The following is a 19,032-nucleotide window of genomic DNA, read 5'->3' as shown; positions in this document are numbered from 1 at the left end:
CCATCGGAAGCCTCGCGCCGGGCGGCGCTACCAGGCTGGCTGCACTTCTACAATTACCACCGACCCCACTCATCCGTCGGAGGAAAGCCACCCATCACCCGGCTGACCAACCTCCCCGGACATCACAGCTAGGGCAGTAGCCGGGCTGGATCGAACTGCGTGATCGGGTGCGCCGTGGTGCCGTCCACCACCAGGTCGGCGAGGATTTCGCCGATCACCGGGGCGAACTTGAAGCCGTGGCCGGAGAACCCGCACGCGAGCACCACCCGCTCCTCGGCCGGGTGCGGGGCGAGCACGAAGCTTTCGTCGGCCGTGTCGGTGTACATGCACGTCGCGGCGCGGAGGAACGCCCCGGGCAGCGCCGGGAGGTGCCGCTTCACCACGGCCGCGATCTCGTGCACCTCGTCGCCGGACACCGCCCGGTCGATGCCGTCGGGGGTGCACGTCCGGCCGCCGCTGTGGAACGCGACCTTCACGCCGTCCGCGGGCGCGTTGTGCGCCGGGAAGCCGTAGAACGTGTAGCCGTCGCCTTCCCAGATGTAGACCGGGTGCTCCCGGAACGGCGCGATCCCGCCCGAGGGCGCGAACCAGTACTGCACCTGCCGCCGGACCGTGAAGGCGACGCCGAAGCCGCGCAGCAGCTCGCCGGCCCACGCGCCCGGGCACAGCACCAGGCGGCCGGCCGTGTAGTAGTTGTGCGACGTCCCGATGCGCACCCCGCCGGCCGTGGTGCTCCAGGTGAACACCTTCTCCTCGTGGTGCAGTTCGGCGCCGCACCGCGCGGCGAGCTGCAGGTGCGCGGCGACGCTGCCTTCGGGGGACACCAAGCCCGCACCCGGCTCGTACAGCGCGACTTCGTCCGGTGACGGCGCCATCGTCGGGAACCGGTCCCGGATCGCGGGGGCGTCCAGCAGCTCGTGCGGGATGCCGAAGGCGCGAGCCGACGCCACGCTGCCGGTGATCGTCCGCGAATCCGCCGTGCCGACCATGATCCCGCCGCAGCGGGTGAACAGCCGCCGCCCGCTGTCGCGTTCGAGACCGTCCCACAGTTCGTGCGCCCGCAGCAGCAGCGGCACGTACTCGGGGCCTTCGAGGTACGCCTGGCGCGTGATCCGCGAACCGCCGTGGCTGGACCCGCGGTTGTGCACCGGCGCGAACTGGTCGACGCCGAGCACCCGCTGCCCGCGCTGCGCCAGCCGGTACGCCGCGGCGCTGCCCATCCCGCCGAGGCCGACGACGATCACGTCGTAGTGCGTCATGCCACCCTCGCCGGAACGCGCGTGCCGAAGTGCCCGATCTCCACCGGCGTCCCGGAACGGCTGTGTTCCACGGGAAGCCACGCGAAGGCGATGGCTTTTCCCACGGTGTGGCCGTGTCCGGCGCTGGTGACGTACCCGGCCGGGCGGCCGTCGGCGTACACCGGATCTCCGCCGCTGACGACGGCGCCGGTGGTCAACCGGGACAGCCGCCGGCTCACCGTCGCCGCCGAACGGCCTGCCAGCGCGTCGCGGCCGAGGAAGTAACCCTTGCCCGGCCGGACGGCGGACCCGAGCCCGGCCTCGTACGGATCGTGTTCGGTGGTGAAGTCGACGCCGGGCGTGGGCACGCCGGCCTCCAGCCGCAGGCTGGTCAGGGCCTCGTGACCGGCGACGGCGACGCCCCGGTCCCGGAGCGTGTCCCACAGGCGGCGCCCGAAGTCCGCCGTCGTGTGCAGTTCCCAGCCCGGTTCGCCCACTGTGGACAGTCGCAGGGCGACGACCGGGACGGCACCGACGGACGTCTCTTCGACGGAACAGTCCGTTGTGGACAATTCCGGGAGCACTTCGGCGGCGAGCGGACCCCACAGGCCGAGGCAGCACGTACCGGGCGTGGTGTCGTGGACCTGCACCGTGCCGTCGCGCGGCAGGTGCCGCCGCAGCCAAGCGAAATCGAGAGGTCCGCCGGCGCCGACGTGGAACCGGTCCTCGCCCAGCCGGGCCACGGTCAGGCAGCCGCGCACCCCGCCGTCCTCGCCCAGCAGCAGCGTGGAAGTCACGGTGCCCGGCGCTGTCGCGAGGTCGCTCGTCGTCATGGCCTGCAGGAACGGCAACGCGCCGGGACCGGTGACGGCCAGCCGCGGCTCGGACGTCAGGTCGAACATCGCGACGCGCTCGCGGGTGACGACCGCTTCGGCGGCCACCTCGGCCGACACCGCTTTCGGGGGTCCGGGTGGCGAAGCCCCCGGCCTCGGGGGGAAGCCCCGGTTGTCACAGTAGCGGTCCGGCCGGGCCCAGCCGTCCGCGGAACCGAAGTGCGCGCCCAGTGCGAGCTGCCGTTCGTGGAAGGGGCTGGTGCGGACCGGCTCCGCGCAGAACCGGGCGAACCGGGCGAGGTCGCAGCCGTGCAGAGCCAGCGACGGCTGCCCGTCGACGAGCCAGCGCGCCAGTTCACGCGCCACGCCGGCGGAGTGCTCGGGCCGGACGGCTTCGGCGACCCAGAAGCCGTCGAGGTCGGGGTGCTCGCCCAGCAGCGGCCGTCCGTCCGGGGTGCCGGGGAGCGTCACCGTCGTGGTGGTTTCGACGTCGGCGTCGCGGAACGCGGGCAGGAGATCGGCGGCCGAGGCCATTCCGGCGCCGAGCCGGTCGACGTGTTCGCGGACGTACATCCCGGTGTCGAGGTGGCGCAGCACGGGCTTGCCCGCCTGCACGTGTTCGTCGTTGTGCCCGGCCAGTTCCGGCAGCGGCGCCGTCAGCGCGTACTCGTGGGTCAGCGACACCGGCGGCACGGTCAGGCCGACGAGTTTCCCCGTCCCGGCGCACGACACGACGACGTCGGCGCGGAAGCGCCCGGCCGCGGTGACGACGCCGGTGATGCGGCCGCCGCTGCGCTCGATCCCGGTGACCTCCTCGGCGGCGAACCGGGCGCCGCGGGCTTTGGCCCGCCGGGCCTGGGCTTCGGCCGCGCGCCCGGCGTGCAGCAGACCGTCGCCGGGGACGTGGAAACCGCCGAGGACCCGGGCTTCGTCGAGGAGCGGGTGCAGGTCGGCGCACTCGCGGGGCGTGCGCAGGTAGCCGCGCACGTCCCACGACGTCGCCCAGCCGTGGTGCTGCTTCAGGTCGTCGAGCCGCTCCGGCGAGGTCGCGATTTCGAGGCTGCCGACGGGGTTGAAGCACCACTGGCCGTCGAGGCCGCTGTACTTCTCGACGGTGTACTTCGCGAACGCCGTCAGCGTGCGGTCGGCGTGGGTGCGGAACACCAGGCCCGGGTGGCCGTCGTCGCCGGTGCCGCCGCCGAGGACGGTGACGTCGGTCCAGCCGCGCTCGGTCAGCTCGTCGGCCAGCGCGCAGCCGAGCAGGCCGGCGCCGACGACGACCACCCGGGGCCGTGCTGCCATTTCGCGGATCCCTCCGGGCGAGGTTGCGTCTTCGGCAACAACGTGCGTCATGCGAGACGCAGTGTCAAGCGCCCGAAACGGTCGCCGTAGAACTAGTCCCGGAAGTACCCCAGCTGCTCGGAAAGCTGCTCCGCCGCCTCGGTCATCGGCTTCACGATCTGTTTCACCCGCTGCTTGGAAAGCCGGTACGACGGTCCGGAAGCGCTCATCGCGGCGACGACGTCCCCGCCCGGGCCGTGGATCGGCACGGCGACGGCGTGCATGCCGAGTTCGAGTTCCTCGTAGCAGACCGCATAACCGTCTTCGAGCACCCGGTCCAGCTCGGTCAGCAGCTCTTCCGGCTCGACCGTCGTGCGCGGGGTGTACTGCTCCAGCTTCCGCTTCAGCACCCGCTTGCGCTCGGTTTCACCCATGTACGCCAAGAGGATCTTGCCGCTCGAAGTCGCGTGCAGCGGTGTCCGCTGGCCCGTCCAGTTCTGCGTGGTGATCGCGGCCGAGCCGCGGGCCTGGCTGATGTTGATGGCGACGCCGTCGTCGGCGACGGCGATGTTCACCGTCTCGCCCAGTTCCTCGGCCAGGGCCAGGCAGCTGGCGCGGCCCAGTTTCGCGAGGTCCATCCGGCCGGTCGCGGCGCCCGCCAGCCGGACGATGCCGAAGCCGATCGCGTACTTCCCGCGTTCGCCGAGCTGCTCGACCAGGCCTCTGGTCTCCAGGACGCTGAGCAGGCGCGACGCCGTCGACTTGTGGACGCCCAGCTCACCCGCGATCTCGGTGATGCCGGTTTCGCCGTTGCGTGCGAGCAGCTCCAGGACGCTGATGGCCCGGTCGACCGATTGCACCTGGCTCTGAGTTGCGTTGCCCGAGTCCTGGTTCCGCATGGCGCAACACTATCCGTTTTGCGGGGTTCCTATCGGCTGAGTGGGCGAATCTCTTGACGAGGACGTTCCCCAAGCCGGATTGTTGCGCGAGGAGCGAGCCGTCTCGCAATGCGCAACTTTCACGCACCGTCCCGGCATCCCGCCAGTCGTTGCCGAAGGCCTGGTGGCGTGCCAGTGCCTGCCGTTCCCTGAGCTCTCCTCACAGGTCCGTGAAGGCCGCCCCCGGTTCCGGCGCGGCCTTCACGGACCGTCCAAAGCGGCCGGTACCGGCACCCGGATGGAGCAGGCAGCACACGCGATCTTGATCTTTCTGGTGGTCAAACACGCGGGTCGTGCGTACGGGCGCCGGAACTAGTGCGAACATGTGGACATGAAGGCACGTGTTCTCGTGGTCGACGACGACCCCGCCCTCGCGGAGATGCTCACCATCGTGCTCCGTGGGGAGGGGTTCGACACGGCGGTGGTCGCCGACGGCTCACGCGCGCTGCCCGCGCTGCGTGAGCTGAAGCCGGACCTCGTCCTCCTCGACCTGATGCTGCCCGGGATGAACGGGATCGACGTCTGCAAGGCGATCCGCGCCGAGTCCGGGGTGCCGATCGTCATGCTCACCGCCAAGAGCGACACCGTCGACATCGTCCTCGGCCTGGAGTCCGGCGCCGACGACTACGTCGTCAAGCCGTTCAAGCCGAAGGAGCTGGTCGCGCGGGTCCGGGCCCGCATGCGCCGCACCGAGGCCGAGCCGGCGGAATCGCTCACCATCGGCGACCTGGCGATCGACGTGCCGGGCCACGAGGTCACGCGCGAAGGCAAGGCCATCCCGCTGACCCCGCTGGAGTTCGACCTGCTGGTGGCGCTGGCCCGCAAGCCGCGCCAGGTCTTCACCCGCGAGGTGCTGCTCGAGCAGGTGTGGGGCTACCGGCACGCGGCCGACACCCGGCTGGTGAACGTGCACGTCCAGCGGCTGCGTTCGAAGGTGGAGAAGGACCCGGAACACCCCGAGGTGGTGTTGACCGTTCGCGGCGTCGGGTACAAGGCCGGCCCGCCGTGATGAGTCGATGACGCTCGCGACCGGCAGACGGCTCCCCACGTTCGCGCGTTCGACGGCACGCCTGGTACGGCGTGTCGTCGTTTTCGCGCGCCGTCGTGCGGTCGCCTTCAACGAACTGTGGAAGCACTCGCTGCAGTTCCGCGTCACCGTGTCGACGCTCGCGCTGTCCTCGGCCGTGGTCTTCGTGCTGGGCATGGTGCTGCAGAACCAGATCACCGAGCGGCTGCTGGACACCAAGCGCACGGCGGCGGTCGCGCAGACCCGCGCGGCGGCGGAGACGGCCGCCGGTGAGCTCGTCGGCCTCGGCGCCGAAAACGACGAAGCGCTGAGGAACCGGCTCGAGAACGCGCTGAAGAAGATCGCGATCACGCCGACCAGCCAGGACGCGGCCGGATCGGCGGCGGGCACGTTCGTCCCGGTGCTGGCCAGCGGCGGGCACGACCAGTCCGGCGCCGAGCCGTCGTTCGCGGGCCCGTTCGAGAACGTGCCGCCGCGGCTGCGCCAGTTCGTCGAAGCCGACCAGATGAGCTTCCTCGAGCACACCGTCCCCGAGGCAGGCGGCGGGCGCACGACGTACCTGATCGTCGGCACGCCGCTGAGCACCGTGGCCACCCCGCTCCAGCTGTACTTGCTGTTCCCGCTGACGACCGAGCAGAACACCGTTTCGACGGTGCAGAACACGCTGCTGGTCGGCGGGCTCGTGCTGCTGCTCCTGCTGGCGGGCATCACGAACCTGGTGACGCGGCAGGTGGTCCGCCCGGTCCGGCAGGCCGCCGCGGCGGCCGAGCAGTTCGCCGGCGGCGACCTCGACCAGCGGCTCGCCGTGCTCGGCGAAGACGACCTGGCGAAGCTCGCGGTGTCCTACAACGAAATGGCCGCGAGCATCCAGCGCCAGATCCGCCAGCTGGAGGAGTTCGGCGGCCTGCAGCGCCGGTTCACCTCCGACGTCTCGCACGAGCTGCGCACCCCGCTGACCACCGTCCGGATGGCCGCGGACGTGCTGCACGCCTCCCGCGAGCAGTTCCCGGCCGGCCTCGCGCGCTCGACGGAACTGCTGGTCGACGAGCTCGACCGGTTCGAAGCCCTGCTCGGCGACCTGCTGGAGATCAGCAGGCTCGACGCGGGTGTGGAGGAGCTGGCCGCGGAGTACATCGACGTCCGCCCGATCGCCACCCGCGCGGTCGAGCAGGTGCGGGTGATCGCGGGCAACGCGGGCAGCTCGGTCAAGCTGGTGCTGCCCGGGGAAGAGGTGATCGCCGAGGTCGACGCCCGGCGCGTCGAGCGGATCCTGCGCAACCTGCTCGCCAACGCCATCGACCACAGCGAGGGCAAGCCGGTGGTGCTGACGGTCGGGGCGAACGAAACCGCTGTCGCCATCACGGTCCGGGACCACGGCGTCGGCCTGCGGCCGGGCGAGGCGGACCTGGTGTTCAACCGGTTCTGGCGCGCCGACCCGTCGCGCAACCGGCGCACCGGCGGTACCGGGCTGGGCCTGGCGATCAGCCAGGAGGACGCGCGCCTGCACGGCGGCGAGCTCGACGCGTGGGGTGAGCCCGGCAACGGCGCCTGCTTCCGGCTCCTGCTGCCGCGGCACCAGGACGTGCCGGCCGGCGACTCGCCGCTGGTCCTGCCGCCGCCCGACCGGTTCGCCACCGAAGTGCCGCTCGGCGTCATCGACGTCACGCCGGCGCCGGAGGCGATCTTCGCCGAACGTGAGGGAATCGGTCAGTGAACCACCAGGTTTCCCGGAGCTCCCGGCACGGAGCCAAGCTCCGGATGAAGCAGCTCGTGCTGCTGGTGCTCTGCGCGGTGCTGGCCGCGGGCTGCGCGAACGTGCCGTTGGAATCGCAGCCCCAGGTGGTTTCCGGCGAGCGGCAGGGCCAGAGCTCCGGTGACGTGGTGCCGGAGCCGCCGCCGGGCATCGACCCGCTGTCGCTGGTCCGCGCCTTCGTCGGGGCGACGCTCAAGCCGGGGCAGAACAACGCCGCCGCGCGCGCCTACCTGGACGAGCAGGGCCGGGCGAGCTGGCGGCCGAGCCGCAACCTGACGATCATCCAGGACACCTTCGGCACGGTCTACGACACCGGCCCGCCGCCGGACCCGAACACGCAGGTCGTCAACGTGCGCGGGATCGACATCGGCACGCTGGACCAGAACAGCTCGTTCGTGCCGGACTACAGCCCGGCGCTGCTGCAGGTGAAGGTCCGCAAGCAGGCGAACAACCAGTGGCGGATCGTCGACCCGCCCGCCGACCTGTACGCGACCGAGTCCGACTTCAGCGAGAACTACACGCCGGTGCCGGTGAGCTTCTACTCGGAATCGTCGGCGACCTTCGTGCCGGACCGGCGCTACGTCGTCGCGAAACCGCAGTCCGGGCTGCCGGGCCGGGTGATGGACCTGCTGGTCAGCGGGCCGTCGACGGGCCTGACCGGCGCGGTGAAGAACCTGCTCGGCGAGCCGATCGAGATCGACACGAACGTCAAGAGCCTCGACGACGGAACGCTGGTGGTGCCGCTGACCGGGCTCTCGGGGGTGCCCGACGACATCCGGAGCCTGATCGCCGCGCAGATCGTGCTGTCCCTGCAGTACGTCACGTCGGCCCGGATCCGCATCCTCGCCGACGGCGCCCCGCTCGTGCCGAACCACCCGGACTGGCGGCAGAACGACCTGCCGGCCTACGGCGCGTCGCTGTCGATCCGCCCGCAGCTGCCGGGACTGATGACGGTCGCCGGCCGGGTCCGTTCCCTCGGTGACGGCGCCCCGGTGGCGGGCCCGGCGGGCAACGGCGGGTACAACGTCGTGAGCGCGGCCCAGTCGATCGACGGGGAGCGCCTGGCGGTGGTGGAGCGCAGCGGCGGCGGCGTGCGCCTGCGGATCGGCGACCTCGGCCACGAACTGGCGTTGACCACTCTCGGCGGCAGCTCACTGACCCGTCCGACGTGGCGCCCCGGCACCGGCGAGCTGTGGACGGTGGTCGACGGGCTGTCGGTGGGCCGGATGGTGCTCGACCAGAACGGCCAATGGACGGCGCTGAGCGTCAACGCCACGGACCTGACCCAGCAGGGCGACCTCACGGAGCTGCGGTTTTCCCGCGACGGCGCCCGCGTCGCGGCGGTGATCAAGGGCCAGCTGTGGGTGGCGTCGGTGGTCGTCAACGGCGACTCGGTGTCCCTGCGCGAGCCGCGGCACCTCCAGCCGCACGACCTCGAGGACGTCGTCGACGTGGATTGGGTCGCCCCGGACGCACTGGTGGCGGTCACCAAGTCGCCGTCCCAGCCGGTGGTCAAGGTGACGGTGGACGGCCAGCGCATGGACGCGTTCAACAGCAGCAACCTCACCCCGACGGTCCACGGCGTGACGGCGGCCACCGGCCGCCCGATCGTGGTGGCGGACGCCAACGGCCTGTGGATGGCCTCGGTGCTGGGCGAGGTGTGGCGCCCGCAGAACCACACGATGAAGGACGCGGACCCCTTCTACCCCGGCTGAGTTTTCCGTTCTTCACTCGGGTGGGTGACGTCCGGGCGTTCGAAACTGTCGGTGCCGGTCGTGACACTGTCCGTGTGCTGAAGAGACTGCTCGATCTGCTCATCCCCAGCCGCTGCGCCGCGTGCGGAGCCCGGGGCAAGCCGTGCTGCACCCGCTGCGAAGAAGTTTGGGGAGCGGCGAGGGAAGTGGTACGCGGCCCGACGGCGGGCTTGGTGCGGGTGTTCGCGCTGGCTCGCTACCACGGAGTGGGCCGGAAGCTGCTGATCGCGTACAAGGAACGCGGCCGGCGTGACCTCGCGCCCTCGCTGGGGCGGGTGTTGGCGGAGGCGTTGGTGGCGCTGCCGTCCGGGTCCGGCCTCACCTCCACCCGGGCCGCACCCGCGACCCCGCCCCCGGCCCGGGCGATCTGCCTGGTCCCGGCCCCCAGCCGCCCTTCGGCGGCGCGGGTGCGTGGCGGCCCGCACGTCGAGCGCCTGGCCGACGTGGCGGCGAGCGTCTTGGCGGCGCGGGGCATCGAGGTCGTGGTCGCCCCGGCGCTGGAACTGGCGGGTGCCGCCCGCGACGCCGTGGGCCTGGGCCGCGAGCAGCGCATGGCGAACCTGGCGGGCCGCCTGAAGTTTCGGGAGGCGGGGCGCCCGCCGCCGGGCTTCGGCATCGTGGTCCTGGACGACGTGATCACCACCGGAGCCACGGCGGCGGCCTGCACCAGAGCCCTGACGGCGGCGGGGTTTACGGTCTCCGCCGTCCTGACCCTCCTGGCAGCCGGCTGAACCGGCCGCGGCGCGCGAAAGGGCAACCCATGCCGACCACTGTGGACCTTCCCGGGGGAGCGCGCAGTCTGGGCGGAGAACGCGCCCCTGAAAACCTTGGTACCGGTTCCGCGCCTCACCCCGGACAAACACCCACGACCACACCCGCGACCAACTTCTTCCCAGCTCAGGCCGCAAAAAAGCCCCGAAAAAACCACTCCCTCGCGCCCGGGTGAACCCCGCGTCACCTACATGAGTGACAACAAGCGGGAACGCGAACGGACCGGCGCCCGTTGTCCGGGCATGAGGGTGTCGATCACGATCACTCCGCCGCCACACCACTCCACCGGAGTGGCGGCTGTGCGAGACCGGGCCGTCACCCTCGGCGTCCACCAGGAGGCAGCGATGCGCCGTCCGTGTGAAAGCGCGGCAGCCACGGCGCGTCCGACCAGCGGGTGTTTTGCGGTGCCCACTTCGCGATCACTGCGCGGGGTGACCGAGTCTCATCTCCTGACATCCCCCGGCTCGGGGGCTGTTGTAACGGGCGTGAGGAAGCTAACGTGCTCCGCAATCAGCAATCCTCGCAGGCAGGGAGGTGACGAGCCCATGTCCCTGGCGCCGGAGGTGCGCTGAGTCCGCGCTCGGTCACCGGAACGAGACGTCGTCCACCGTTTCCGAGTTCCTTCTCAGCCCGTGATCCGGGCTTACGTCCCCGCAATACCGGCGCCGTGTGTGAACACAACAGCTCGCAGTCATCTCAGCGAGGGAGGTCGTGTATGGACATCGTCGTTAAGGGCCGCAACGTGGAGGTGCCCGACCACTATCGGGCGCTTGTCAGTGAAAAGCTGGCCCGCCTCGAGCGCTACGACAGGAAAGTCATCCGGTACGACGTGGAACTGTTCCACGAACCCAACCGGCGCCAGGCCAAGAGTTGCCAGCGCGTCGAAATCACCGGAAAGGGGCGGGGCCCGGCCGTGCGCGCTGAAGCGTGTGCCGCCGACTTCTACGCGGCGCTCGATTCCGCAGTCACCAAGCTGGAAAACCGGCTGCGGAGGACACACGACCGGAGGCGCGTGCACTACGGCCGCAGCCGCCCGGAATCGGTCGCCGAAGCGACCTCGGTACTGCTGCCGGGTGGTGGATCCCCGGCCGCAGCCAGTCCCGCCGCGCGTACCGCGGTGTTGGACGCACCCGAAGCCGAACCGCAGACGAACGGCTTCGCGAGTGCCGACGAGATCCGCCTGCCCGAGCAGCAGAGCTGGGCCGACGACGACCTGGGTCACCAGCCCGGCCGCGTCGTTCGCGAGAAGCAGCACACCGCGGAGCCCATGACGGTGGACCAGGCTCTCTATGAGATGGAACTGGTCGGCCACGACTTCTACCTCTTCAACGACTCCGACGCGGGCCGGCCCAGCGTGGTCTACCGGCGGAAAGGCTTCGACTACGGCGTGATCCGGCTCGGCTGAGCCGGGCTCGAAGGAGGCCATCCGGAGGGCCCGCACGCGCTCGCGTGCGGGCTCTCCGCATGTCCGGACGTACGGCGTGTGCACACGACGGCCCTCGTTCCCTACGATGGGGGTGGGAAGGTGGTGCCGAACACGGCCGCCACCGCGGGAGAACCTGCCCGGGACCGGCCTGGGCGCGCTCAAGATCAGCTAGTGAGGTCGACCGGATGGTGCTGAACCGCCTGCTCCGCGCGGGCGAGGGCAAGATGGTGAAACGGCTGCGCAACATCGCCGATCACATCAACACCCTCGAAGACGACGTCAAGGACCTGACCGACGCCGAGCTGCGGGCCAAGACAGACGAGTTCCGCAAGCGGAACGGTGACGGCGAATCCCTCGACGAGCTGCTGCCGGAGGCCTTCGCGGTCATCCGGGAAGCGGCCAAGCGGGTGCTCGGCCAGCGTCACTTCGACGTCCAGCTGATGGGCGGCGCGGCGCTGCACCTCGGCCAGGTCGCGGAGATGAAGACCGGTGAGGGCAAGACGCTCACCTGCGTCCTCCCCGCCTACCTCAACGCCATCCCCGGCAAGGGCGTCCACGTCGTCACGACGAACGACTACCTGGCCAAGCGTGACTCGGAGTGGATGGGCCGCATCCACCGGTTCCTCGGCCTCGAGGTCGGCGTCATCCTCTCGGAGCAGCAGCCGGACGTGCGGCGCTCCCAGTACAACGCCGACATCACCTACGGCACGAACAACGAGTTCGGCTTCGACTACCTGCGCGACAACATGGCGTGGAGCCTCGACGACTGCGTGCAGCGCGGGCACCACTTCGCCATCGTCGACGAGGTGGACTCGATCCTGATCGACGAGGCCCGGACGCCGCTGATCATCTCCGGCCCGGCCGACCAGTCGTCGCGCTGGTACGTCGAGTTCGCCCGGCTCGCCCCGCTGATGCAGGGCATCGACACCACCACGATGGGGTCGCGCGAGCGCGTCGAGAAGACGAACCTGATCAACTCGAAGTACCACTACGAGGTCGATCAGCGGAAGCGGACCGTCGCCGTCACCGAGAAGGGCGTCCGGTTCGTCGAGGACCAGCTCGGCATCGACAACCTGTACGAAGCCGCGAACACCCCGCTGGTCGGGTACCTGAACAACGCGCTGAAGGTCCAGGAGCTCTTCCACCGCGACAAGGACTACATCGTCCGCAACGGCGAAGTCATGATCGTCGACGAGTTCACCGGGCGCATCCTGCACGGCCGTCGCTACAACGAGGGCATGCACCAGGCGATCGAGGCCAAGGAAAAGGTCGAGATCAAGGCCGAGAACCAGACCCTCGCGACGATCACGCTGCAGAACTACTTCCGGCTCTACGAGAAGCTCGCCGGGATGACCGGTACCGCCGAGACCGAGGCCGCGGAGTTCCACCAGACCTACAAGCTGGGTGTGGTGCCGATCCCGACGAACCGGCCGATGGTCCGCCAGGACCAGCCGGACCTGATCTACAAGACCGAGCAGGCCAAGTTCGAGGCCGTCGCCGAGGACATCGCCGAGCGGCACGAGAAGGGCCAGCCGGTGCTGGTCGGCACGACGAGCGTCGAGAAGTCCGAGCACCTGTCGAAGCTGCTGGTGAAGCTGAGCGTGCCGCACGAGGTGCTGAACGCGAAGCACCACGACCGGGAAGCGCTGATCGTCGCGCGCGCCGGCCAGAAGGGCGCCGTCACGGTCGCCACGAACATGGCGGGCCGCGGTACCGACATCGTGCTCGGCGGCAACCCCGACCTGATCGCCGACCACGTGCTGCGTGAGCGCGGCCTGGACCCGGTCGAGCACTCCGAGGAGTACGAGGCCGCGTGGCCCGAGGTCCTGGAGCAGGTCAAGGCGGAGTCCAAGGCCGAGGCCGACGAGGTCCGCGAGGCGGGCGGGCTGTACGTGCTGGGCACCGAGCGGCACGAGTCGCGCCGCATCGACAACCAGCTCCGCGGCCGGTCCGGCCGTCAGGGTGACCCGGGCGAGTCCCGCTTCTACCTCTCGCTCGGTGACGAGCTCATGCGCCGCTTCAACGCGACCATGGTCGAGCGCGTCATGACGACCATGCGCCTGCCCGACGACGTGCCGATCGAGCACAAGATGGTCTCCAAGGCCATCAAGAGCGCGCAGACCCAGGTCGAGCAGATCAACATGGAGCAGCGCAAGGACGTCCTCAAGTATGACGAGGTCATGAACGAGCAGCGCAAGGTGATCTACGCCGAGCGCCACCGCGTCCTGGCCGGCGAGAACCTTCGCGACCAGATCGAGGGCATGCTCGAGGACGTCGTCAACGCCTATGTGGACGGTGCGACGGCCAACGGCTACGCCGAGGACTGGGACCACGAGAAGCTGTGGACGGCGCTCAAGCAGCTGTACCCGGTCAGCATCGAGTGGGACGACCTCATGGAGGACGGCGACCTCGACGAGAGCACCCTGCGCGAGGCACTGCTCGAGGACGCTCGCCGGGCCTACGACCAGCGCGAAGAGGAGATCAACGCGCTCGTCGGCCCGGAGGGGATGCGGACCCTGGAGCACCAGGTGATGCTGACGGTCCTCGACCGCAAGTGGCGCGAGCACCTGTACGAGATGGACTACCTCAAGCAGGGCATCGGCATGCGGGCGCTGGCGCAGCGCGACCCGCTGATCGAGTACCAGCGCGAGGGCTTCGACATGTTCCGCGCGATGCTCGACTCGCTGAAGGAGGAGGCCGTCGGCTTCCTGTTCAACCTGCAGGTCGAGCGCGCCGAAGCGCCGCCCGCCGAGGCCGCCGCCGCGCTGCCGACGGGCGTCGCCCCCGGCAACGGCCAGGCAACGGAAGGCCGGCACGCGCGTCCGGCGCCGCCGCAGCCGCCGGCAACCGACACCGAGTCCGTCCCGGCCGCACTGCGCGGCAAGGGCCTCGGCGGCGGTGGCCAGCCGTCGGGCATGATGCTGTCCGGCCCGGGCGAGGACGGCGAGGTCGAATCCCACGCCGAAGGTGCCGCCGGGCAGTCCTCGGGCGGCGGTTCGGCGGCGTCCCGCCGCGAGCGCCGCGCCGCCCAGCGCGACGCCGCCAAGAAGGGCAAGAAGGGCCCACGTCGCTGATACTGACGTGACCGGGGCGCGCGGAGAGATCCGCGCGCCCCGAAGTCATTTGTGGGATCTACGAAGTCGGAGAAGGCACCGCTCGTTCGACCGGCGGTGAACGTCCCCCGGTTCCCGGACTCACGCCGCCCGCCTGATCGGCTTGGCCGGCTGCTGCGGCTTCAACAGCGCGAACCGCTCGCACCGCCAGCCCGTCGGTGTGCGGGTGAAGCGGGCCGCCAGTGCGAACGACCGGCCGTCCGCCTCCACGCGGGCGCACGCTTCGACCACCTCCGGTGCCGGGGTGCACGTGTGGATCGTCTGCGTCCGGTGCCGTGGCCTCGCCCGCTGCGGCCCGCTGAGGCCCGCGTACACCTCCGGGGCCACCAAAGCGCGGATCTGTGCCACCGGGCGGCGGCCGTCGTACGCCTCCAGGAGCATGTTCAGCAGGTGGCTCACCTCGCCCGCGTCGAGCTGTCTCGGCGCCGGGTACCGCGCGCCGCCGACGTGGTGGTGCTCTCGCGGTGTCACCTCTTCCGGACGGTCCGGCCGGCGAGGCGCCTCGTAATGGATCAACGTCCGCAACCGATGTTCCTCGATCATTTTCCTTCCCTCCCTGACTCGGCTTTCGCTTAGAGGCGGGAACGGGCCGAAAAGGTCACCGGAATCGCACGATCCGGGCGGGAACGGCCGAAGCCGTGGATTCCCGGCGGCCGATGCGCTATGCGGTCCGGCGTTTTTTGCACTCAGCGAGACACCCCTTGCCACCCCGGCTATGGTGTGCCGGGTGCTGAAAGGGCTATTGGTCGATTTCGCCGGAGTTCTCACGGATCCCGACGCCGGCCGGTTCTACGACTACCTGGCGTCCGCACGCGAGCGCGGCGTCCGCACCGCGCTGCTGTCCAACGCCCCCGGCGCGTCACCCGAGGTCAAGAAGACCATGTTCGACTATTTCGACGCGCTGGTGTTTTCCGGTGAGGTCGGCGTGGCCAAGCCGGACCCGGCGGTCTACCTGATCGCGGCCGACCGGCTCGGGCTGTCCGCCGAGCGCTGCGCCGTCGTCGACGACTCCGCGACGAACATCCGCGGCGCCGTCCAGGCGGGCATGGTCGGGGTGCACCACCGGTCGGTCGGCGAGACGCTGGACGAACTAGCGGTGCTGTTCCCCGTCGGGTGAGGGATCAGCGCGCGCGGCGGACCAGCTCGAACGACAGCACCGCGGCGGCGGCCGAAACGTTCAGGGACTCGGCCTCGCCCGGCATCGGGATCGACAGCCACTCCGTGACGAGCTCGCCGACTTCCGGCCCGACCCCGGCCGTCTCGCCGCCGAGGACGAACGCCGCGCGTTGCGGCAGGTCGACGTCGAACACCGTGGTGCGAGCCGACGCGCCCAGCGCGTAGAGGCCGTAGCCGGCTTCGGTGAGCATTTCGGCGGCCTCGCGCGCCGAGCCGCAGCGCAGCACCGGCGCGCGGAACGCCACCCCGGCCGAGGCCTTGACCACCAGCGGGTCCAGCGCCGCGACGCCGCGCCGGGGCACGATCACACCGTCCAGCCCGGCCGCGGTCGCCGTCCGCAGGATCATGCCGACGTTGGCGGGCGTGGTGATGCCGTCCAGCAGCAGCACCCGCGACGGTGGGCGCCGATCGGCCAGCGCCGCGGAAAGCGCGCGCATCCGGGGCGCGACGACGTCGGCGAGCACGCCCTGGTCCTGCTTGCCGTTCCCGGCGAGCACCTTGACGCGGTGGGCGCTGGCGCGCTGCACCGGCACGCCGGCGGCTTTCGCCGCACGCTGGATCTCGGCCGCGCCGGGGCCGCGCGCGGTGTCGGCGAGGATCACCTTGTCCACCCGCAGGCCGTCGTCCGCCAGTGCTTCGAGCACCGGCTTCCGGCCGTACACGGTCAGGAAGCGGTCCTTCGGCGAGATTGTCGACTCATCACCCACACCCCGCAGTCTCGCATCATGAAAGGATCGGCCCATGCCCGACCGCCTTTCCGCGCTGGATGCCTCGTTCCTGTACGTCGAGGACCACGCGACCCCGATGCACGTCGGCGGCGTGGCGATTTTCGAGCGGCCGCGCTCCGGGTTCGGCTACCGGCAGCTGGTCGACCTCATCGGCGGGCGGCTGGCGTACCTGCCGCGGTACCGGCAGCGGGTGCTGGAGGTGCCGGGCCACCTGGCGCGGCCGGTGTGGGTGGACGACGTCGACTTCGACCTCAACTACCACGTCCGGCGCTCGGCGCTGCCCCAGCCGGGCAGCGACGAGCAGCTGTTCGACCTGGTCGCGCGCCTGATGTCGCGGCGGCTGGCGCCGGAGCGGCCGCTCTGGGAGGCGTACTTCATCGAAGGCCTGACCGGCGACCGGGTGGCGCTGGTGACGAAGACCCACCAGTCCGTTGTGGACGGTGTCGGCACGATCGACCTCGGCCAGCTCATCCTCGACCCGGCGCCGGCCGAGCCGGAGCCGTTCGAGGACATCTGGACGCCGCGCCGCGAGCCGAGCCGCACCCAGCTGGTGCTGGACGCGATCAGCGAGGGCGTCCAGCGGCCGGGCGAGGTGGTGGAGAACGTCCGCTCGGCGGCGAACGACGCGTTCGCGACGGCGGGCAAGTTCGCCGAGACCGTCGGCGGGGTGGCCTCGACGCTGCGCACGCTGGTGAGCCCGGCGCCGCCGGGGCCGCTGAACGTCCGGGTGTCGGGCGGCCGCGTGTTCGCGGTGGTCCGCACGCGGCTGGAGGACTTCCGGAAGATCCGCGCGGCGCACGGCGGCACGGTCAACGACGTCGTCCTCGCGGCCATCACGGGGGCGCTGCGCGAATGGCTGCTTTCGCGTGAGGTGCAGCTGACGCCGAACACGACGATCCGCGCGCTGGTGCCGCTGGCGGTCCGCGACGCCGAGACGGCGGAGTTCTCGACGCCGGCCCTGATCGGCAACCAGGTGGCGGCGTACCTGGTGGACCTGCCGGTCGGCGAGCCGAACCCGGTCCTGCGGCTGCAGCACATCGGGCACGCGATGGCCGAGCACCTCGACTCGGGCCGTTCGGTGGCGGCGCGCGGTCTGCTCAAGGTCGGCGGGTTCGCCCCGGCTACCCTGCACTCCCTCGGCGCGCGAGCGGCGGGGTCGCTGTCCGGGCGCATCTTCAACGTCATGGTGACCAATTCACCGGGCCCCCAGGTGCCGATGTACGCGGGAGAGGCCAGACTGGTCGAGATGTTCCCGGTGATGCCGCTGATGCGCACCCAGGCGCTGGCGATCGGGGTGACGTCCTACCACGGCGGCGTCTACTTCGGACTGAACGGCGACCGCAAGGCCGCCTTCGACGTCGATCTGGTCGCCGGGATGATCGAAGAGTCCTTGGAAGAGCTGAAGGGTGCGCACTGGTGAGGGTCTATCTGCCTGCGACCATCGCGATGCTTCGCGACCTCGAGTCATCGGGGGAGTTCCGCGCCCGCAGCGGAACGGCGTTCGCGCTGACCCCGGCGTTGCGCGAGGCGTACGTGAGCGGGTCGGACGAGGAGCTCGAGTACGCGGCGTTGCTGGAGGCGGCCCGTGCTTCGCTGCGCCTGATCGCGGCGGAGGAGAAGGGCGAGCCACGCCGGGTGGTGGTGTCGGCGGACGTCGCGGGCGTGACGCTGCGCCCCGACCTGGACGCACCGGTGGTCCGCATCGGCGGCCCGATCCCGATGTCGGCGGTGGCGGCAATCCACGTGGACGCCCCGGAGGCGGCCGAGGCGGTCTCGGCGGCGGCGGCAGTGATCGACGCGGCGGACCTGGGCGACCCGGACGCGGAGTTCACCCTCGGCGACGCCGAGGACCACGAGCTGGCCTGGTACGCGCCGCAGGAGCTGCCGTTCCTGCTGGAGCTGCTCTGAGTTGTCCCCAAGTGGGATCGCCTGTGGGCAACTGGCGCTGAGCTGCGAGTTTGTCGGTGGGAGCCGGTAGACTGGACTTGGGGACGCCCCCCTGGGAGCGGTGGGGGATGTTTGGCCCGCGGGGGGGGCCGGCAAAGTCGGCCGAGCGGCCGTGCTGTCGGTGTCAGCCGGGGTGCAGCAGCGGGTTTCGAAGCCTGCGGTGCTCGTCGGCCTCGGGCGTCGAAAGCGGTAGCCGACCGTCGCTGAAGCCCTGAGCGGGCCGGGCGAGGACTACCCGACCTCGCCCGCCGGTGGTGGCTGGACGTCGACCGGGGTGCTCCAGTCCGTGTAGCGGGTTGTGATGCGGGCCTCGCCCTGCAGGATCGGTGACAGGTCCAGCACGATCTGCAGCGGCCGGTGGGTCTCGTCGAGCCACAGCTCCACCGGGAACTTGCCGCCCAGCCGGCCCGCCGCGTCCGCGGGCAAGCCCGCCGGGAGGTCGGTGCCCAAGCGGGCCAGCTCCAGGTCGATGCGGTAGTGCTCCGCCGCCACGCCGGCCAGGTTCGTGCGCTCGGCCGCCACGATCGTGCCCGCCGCCCGGATTTCGCCCAGTGTGTGCGCCGGGTCGTTCTGGGCGGCCAGCTGCGTCAGGCTGCCGCCGAGGACCTGGGAAAACGGGTCCGTGCCGTCCGCCGCCACCACGACCCACGGCTTGCCGGTGCCGACTTCGTCGCGTGAGCCTTCCGGCACCTTCGCGTACAGCTTCCCGGCCACCAGCCGCAGCTCCATCGGCTCGCCGAGGAAGTCCGTCGTCATCACCTGGGCCGTCCCGCCGTCGCCGAACCGGGCCTGGCCCTGGCTCTTAGACCGGACCGAGCCGACCGCGACGTCCGTGGCGAACTTCGCCGAGCCGCCGCTCGTCGTGGCCGCCGTGGCCGCGTCCGCCAGCGCTCGCGCGTCGTCGAACGCCGGGCGCGGCGGCGGGTCGGAACACCCGGCGAGCAGGACGAACAGCAGCACCACGGCGGCTTTGCGCATGGCGCAACAAAAACACAGCGGCTCCCCCGAACTCGTTCGGGGGAGCCGCCGCTACTCAGTGTCGTCCGG

16 protein-coding genes are annotated in these 19,032 nt (G+C 70.9%); 10 read left to right on the top strand and 6 right to left on the bottom strand.

The annotated features are described in order from the left end of the window. Positions 1-132: integrase core domain-containing protein (locus ACLJQE_RS43180; RefSeq protein WP_410645662.1), on the top strand; the 132-nt coding region annotated here is incomplete at its 5' end. Here ACLJQE_RS43180 and solA read toward each other — a convergent pair. From solA to ACLJQE_RS43165, 3 genes are all read right to left on the bottom strand, one after another. Beyond that, positions 129-1,259, bottom strand: a complete 1,131-nt coding sequence (gene solA, locus ACLJQE_RS43175) for an N-methyl-L-tryptophan oxidase (RefSeq protein WP_410645658.1) — start codon at positions 1,257-1,259, stop codon at positions 129-131. The genes ACLJQE_RS43180 and solA overlap by 4 nt on opposite strands. Beyond that, positions 1,256-3,373 carry an FAD-dependent oxidoreductase gene (locus ACLJQE_RS43170; protein WP_410645657.1) on the bottom strand — a complete coding sequence of 706 codons (2,118 nt, stop codon included), beginning with the start codon at positions 3,371-3,373 and terminating at the stop codon, positions 1,256-1,258. Before ACLJQE_RS43170 ends, solA begins: the two co-directional genes overlap by 4 nt. Positions 3,374-3,465: 92 nt before the next feature. Further along, positions 3,466-4,251 carry an IclR family transcriptional regulator gene (locus tag ACLJQE_RS43165; RefSeq protein ID WP_410645656.1) on the bottom strand — a complete coding sequence of 262 codons (786 nt, stop codon included), beginning with the start codon at positions 4,249-4,251 and terminating at the stop codon, positions 3,466-3,468. A 370-nt stretch (positions 4,252-4,621) separates the two neighbouring features. Here ACLJQE_RS43165 and mtrA point away from each other — a divergent pair, with 370 nt between their 5' ends. The 6 genes from mtrA to secA all read left to right on the top strand — a co-directional run bounded on the left by mtrA (position 4,622) and on the right by secA (position 14,095). Further along, entirely contained in the window at positions 4,622-5,299 is a 678-nt protein-coding gene (mtrA, locus tag ACLJQE_RS43160) for an MtrAB system response regulator MtrA (protein WP_005150760.1), read from the top strand. Positions 5,300-5,306: 7 nt separating this feature from the next. Continuing rightward, positions 5,307-7,031: an MtrAB system histidine kinase MtrB gene (gene mtrB / locus ACLJQE_RS43155; RefSeq protein WP_410645655.1), complete on the top strand. Its 1,725-nt coding sequence runs from the start codon at positions 5,307-5,309 to the stop codon at positions 7,029-7,031. 44 nt (positions 7,032-7,075) lie between these two features. Then, positions 7,076-8,785 (top strand): LpqB family beta-propeller domain-containing protein, encoded by a 1,710-nt coding sequence (locus ACLJQE_RS43150; protein ID WP_410645654.1) that lies wholly within the window; start codon positions 7,076-7,078, stop codon positions 8,783-8,785. 74 nt (positions 8,786-8,859) lie between these two features. Beyond that, positions 8,860-9,555: a ComF family protein gene (locus ACLJQE_RS43145; protein WP_410645653.1), complete on the top strand. Its 696-nt coding sequence runs from the start codon at positions 8,860-8,862 to the stop codon at positions 9,553-9,555. A 755-nt stretch (positions 9,556-10,310) separates the two neighbouring features. Next, entirely contained in the window at positions 10,311-11,000 is a 690-nt protein-coding gene (gene hpf / locus ACLJQE_RS43140; RefSeq protein WP_410645652.1) for a ribosome hibernation-promoting factor, HPF/YfiA family, read from the top strand. 206 nt (positions 11,001-11,206) lie between these two features. Continuing rightward, positions 11,207-14,095: a preprotein translocase subunit SecA gene (gene secA, locus ACLJQE_RS43135; protein WP_410645651.1), complete on the top strand. Its 2,889-nt coding sequence runs from the start codon at positions 11,207-11,209 to the stop codon at positions 14,093-14,095. A 120-nt stretch (positions 14,096-14,215) separates the two neighbouring features. Here the strand turns inward: secA and ACLJQE_RS43130 are convergent, their stop codons facing one another. Then, positions 14,216-14,677, bottom strand: coding sequence for an Rv3235 family protein (locus ACLJQE_RS43130; RefSeq protein WP_410645650.1), 462 nt, complete (start codon positions 14,675-14,677; stop codon positions 14,216-14,218). 199 nt (positions 14,678-14,876) lie between these two features. Here ACLJQE_RS43130 and ACLJQE_RS43125 point away from each other — a divergent pair, with 199 nt between their 5' ends. Beyond that, positions 14,877-15,251: an HAD-IA family hydrolase gene (locus ACLJQE_RS43125; RefSeq protein WP_410645661.1), complete on the top strand. Its 375-nt coding sequence runs from the start codon at positions 14,877-14,879 to the stop codon at positions 15,249-15,251. Positions 15,252-15,255: 4 nt separating this feature from the next. On the opposite strand, the gene ACLJQE_RS43120 is transcribed toward ACLJQE_RS43125, so the two are convergent. Beyond that, positions 15,256-16,017, bottom strand: coding sequence for a TrmH family RNA methyltransferase (locus ACLJQE_RS43120; RefSeq protein WP_410645649.1), 762 nt, complete (start codon positions 16,015-16,017; stop codon positions 15,256-15,258). Positions 16,018-16,051: 34 nt separating this feature from the next. On the opposite strand from ACLJQE_RS43120, the gene ACLJQE_RS43115 reads away from it, so the two are divergent. Beyond that, the gene (locus ACLJQE_RS43115) at positions 16,052-17,458 is read left to right on the top strand and encodes a WS/DGAT/MGAT family O-acyltransferase (protein WP_410645648.1); all 1,407 of its coding nucleotides are present in this window, start codon (positions 16,052-16,054) and stop codon (positions 17,456-17,458) included. Then, positions 17,455-17,946, top strand: a complete 492-nt coding sequence (locus tag ACLJQE_RS43110; RefSeq protein WP_410645647.1) for a DUF6912 family protein — start codon at positions 17,455-17,457, stop codon at positions 17,944-17,946. Before ACLJQE_RS43115 ends, ACLJQE_RS43110 begins: the two co-directional genes overlap by 4 nt. 270 nt (positions 17,947-18,216) lie before the next feature. Here ACLJQE_RS43110 and ACLJQE_RS43105 read toward each other — a convergent pair whose 3' ends face one another. After that, the gene (locus tag ACLJQE_RS43105) at positions 18,217-18,963 is read right to left on the bottom strand and encodes a hypothetical protein (protein ID WP_410645646.1); all 747 of its coding nucleotides are present in this window, start codon (positions 18,961-18,963) and stop codon (positions 18,217-18,219) included. Positions 18,964-19,032 lie beyond the last annotated feature (69 nt).

It is taken from the genome of Amycolatopsis sp. lyj-346 (genome assembly GCF_046548975.1).
In the GTDB taxonomy this organism is placed as follows: Bacteria; Actinomycetota; Actinomycetes; order Mycobacteriales; family Pseudonocardiaceae; genus Amycolatopsis.
The sequence above is the reverse complement of the archived record's forward strand: the minus strand, read 5'-3'. Positions and strand labels throughout refer to the sequence as shown.

Bases quoted from the DNA above. Each gene is read 5' to 3' on its own strand.
- solA (WP_410645658.1), bottom strand. From the start codon at position 1,259: ATGACGCACTACGACGTGATCGTCGTCGGCCTCGGCGGGATGGGCAGC.
- ACLJQE_RS43165 (WP_410645656.1), bottom strand. From the start codon at position 4,251: ATGCGGAACCAGGACTCGGGCAACGCAACTCAGAGCCAGGTGCAATCG.
- ACLJQE_RS43105 (WP_410645646.1), bottom strand. From the start codon at position 18,963: ATGCGCAAAGCCGCCGTGGTGCTGCTGTTCGTCCTGCTCGCCGGGTGT.
- ACLJQE_RS43170 (WP_410645657.1), bottom strand. From the start codon at position 3,373: ATGGCAGCACGGCCCCGGGTGGTCGTCGTCGGCGCCGGCCTGCTCGGC.
- ACLJQE_RS43115 (WP_410645648.1), top strand. From the start codon at position 16,052: ATGCCCGACCGCCTTTCCGCGCTGGATGCCTCGTTCCTGTACGTCGAG.
- ACLJQE_RS43150 (WP_410645654.1), top strand. From the start codon at position 7,076: ATGAAGCAGCTCGTGCTGCTGGTGCTCTGCGCGGTGCTGGCCGCGGGC.
- mtrA (WP_005150760.1), top strand. From the start codon at position 4,622: ATGAAGGCACGTGTTCTCGTGGTCGACGACGACCCCGCCCTCGCGGAG.
- secA (WP_410645651.1), top strand. From the start codon at position 11,207: ATGGTGCTGAACCGCCTGCTCCGCGCGGGCGAGGGCAAGATGGTGAAA.
- ACLJQE_RS43130 (WP_410645650.1), bottom strand. From the start codon at position 14,677: ATGATCGAGGAACATCGGTTGCGGACGTTGATCCATTACGAGGCGCCT.
- hpf (WP_410645652.1), top strand. From the start codon at position 10,311: ATGGACATCGTCGTTAAGGGCCGCAACGTGGAGGTGCCCGACCACTAT.
- mtrB (WP_410645655.1), top strand. From the start codon at position 5,307: ATGACGCTCGCGACCGGCAGACGGCTCCCCACGTTCGCGCGTTCGACG.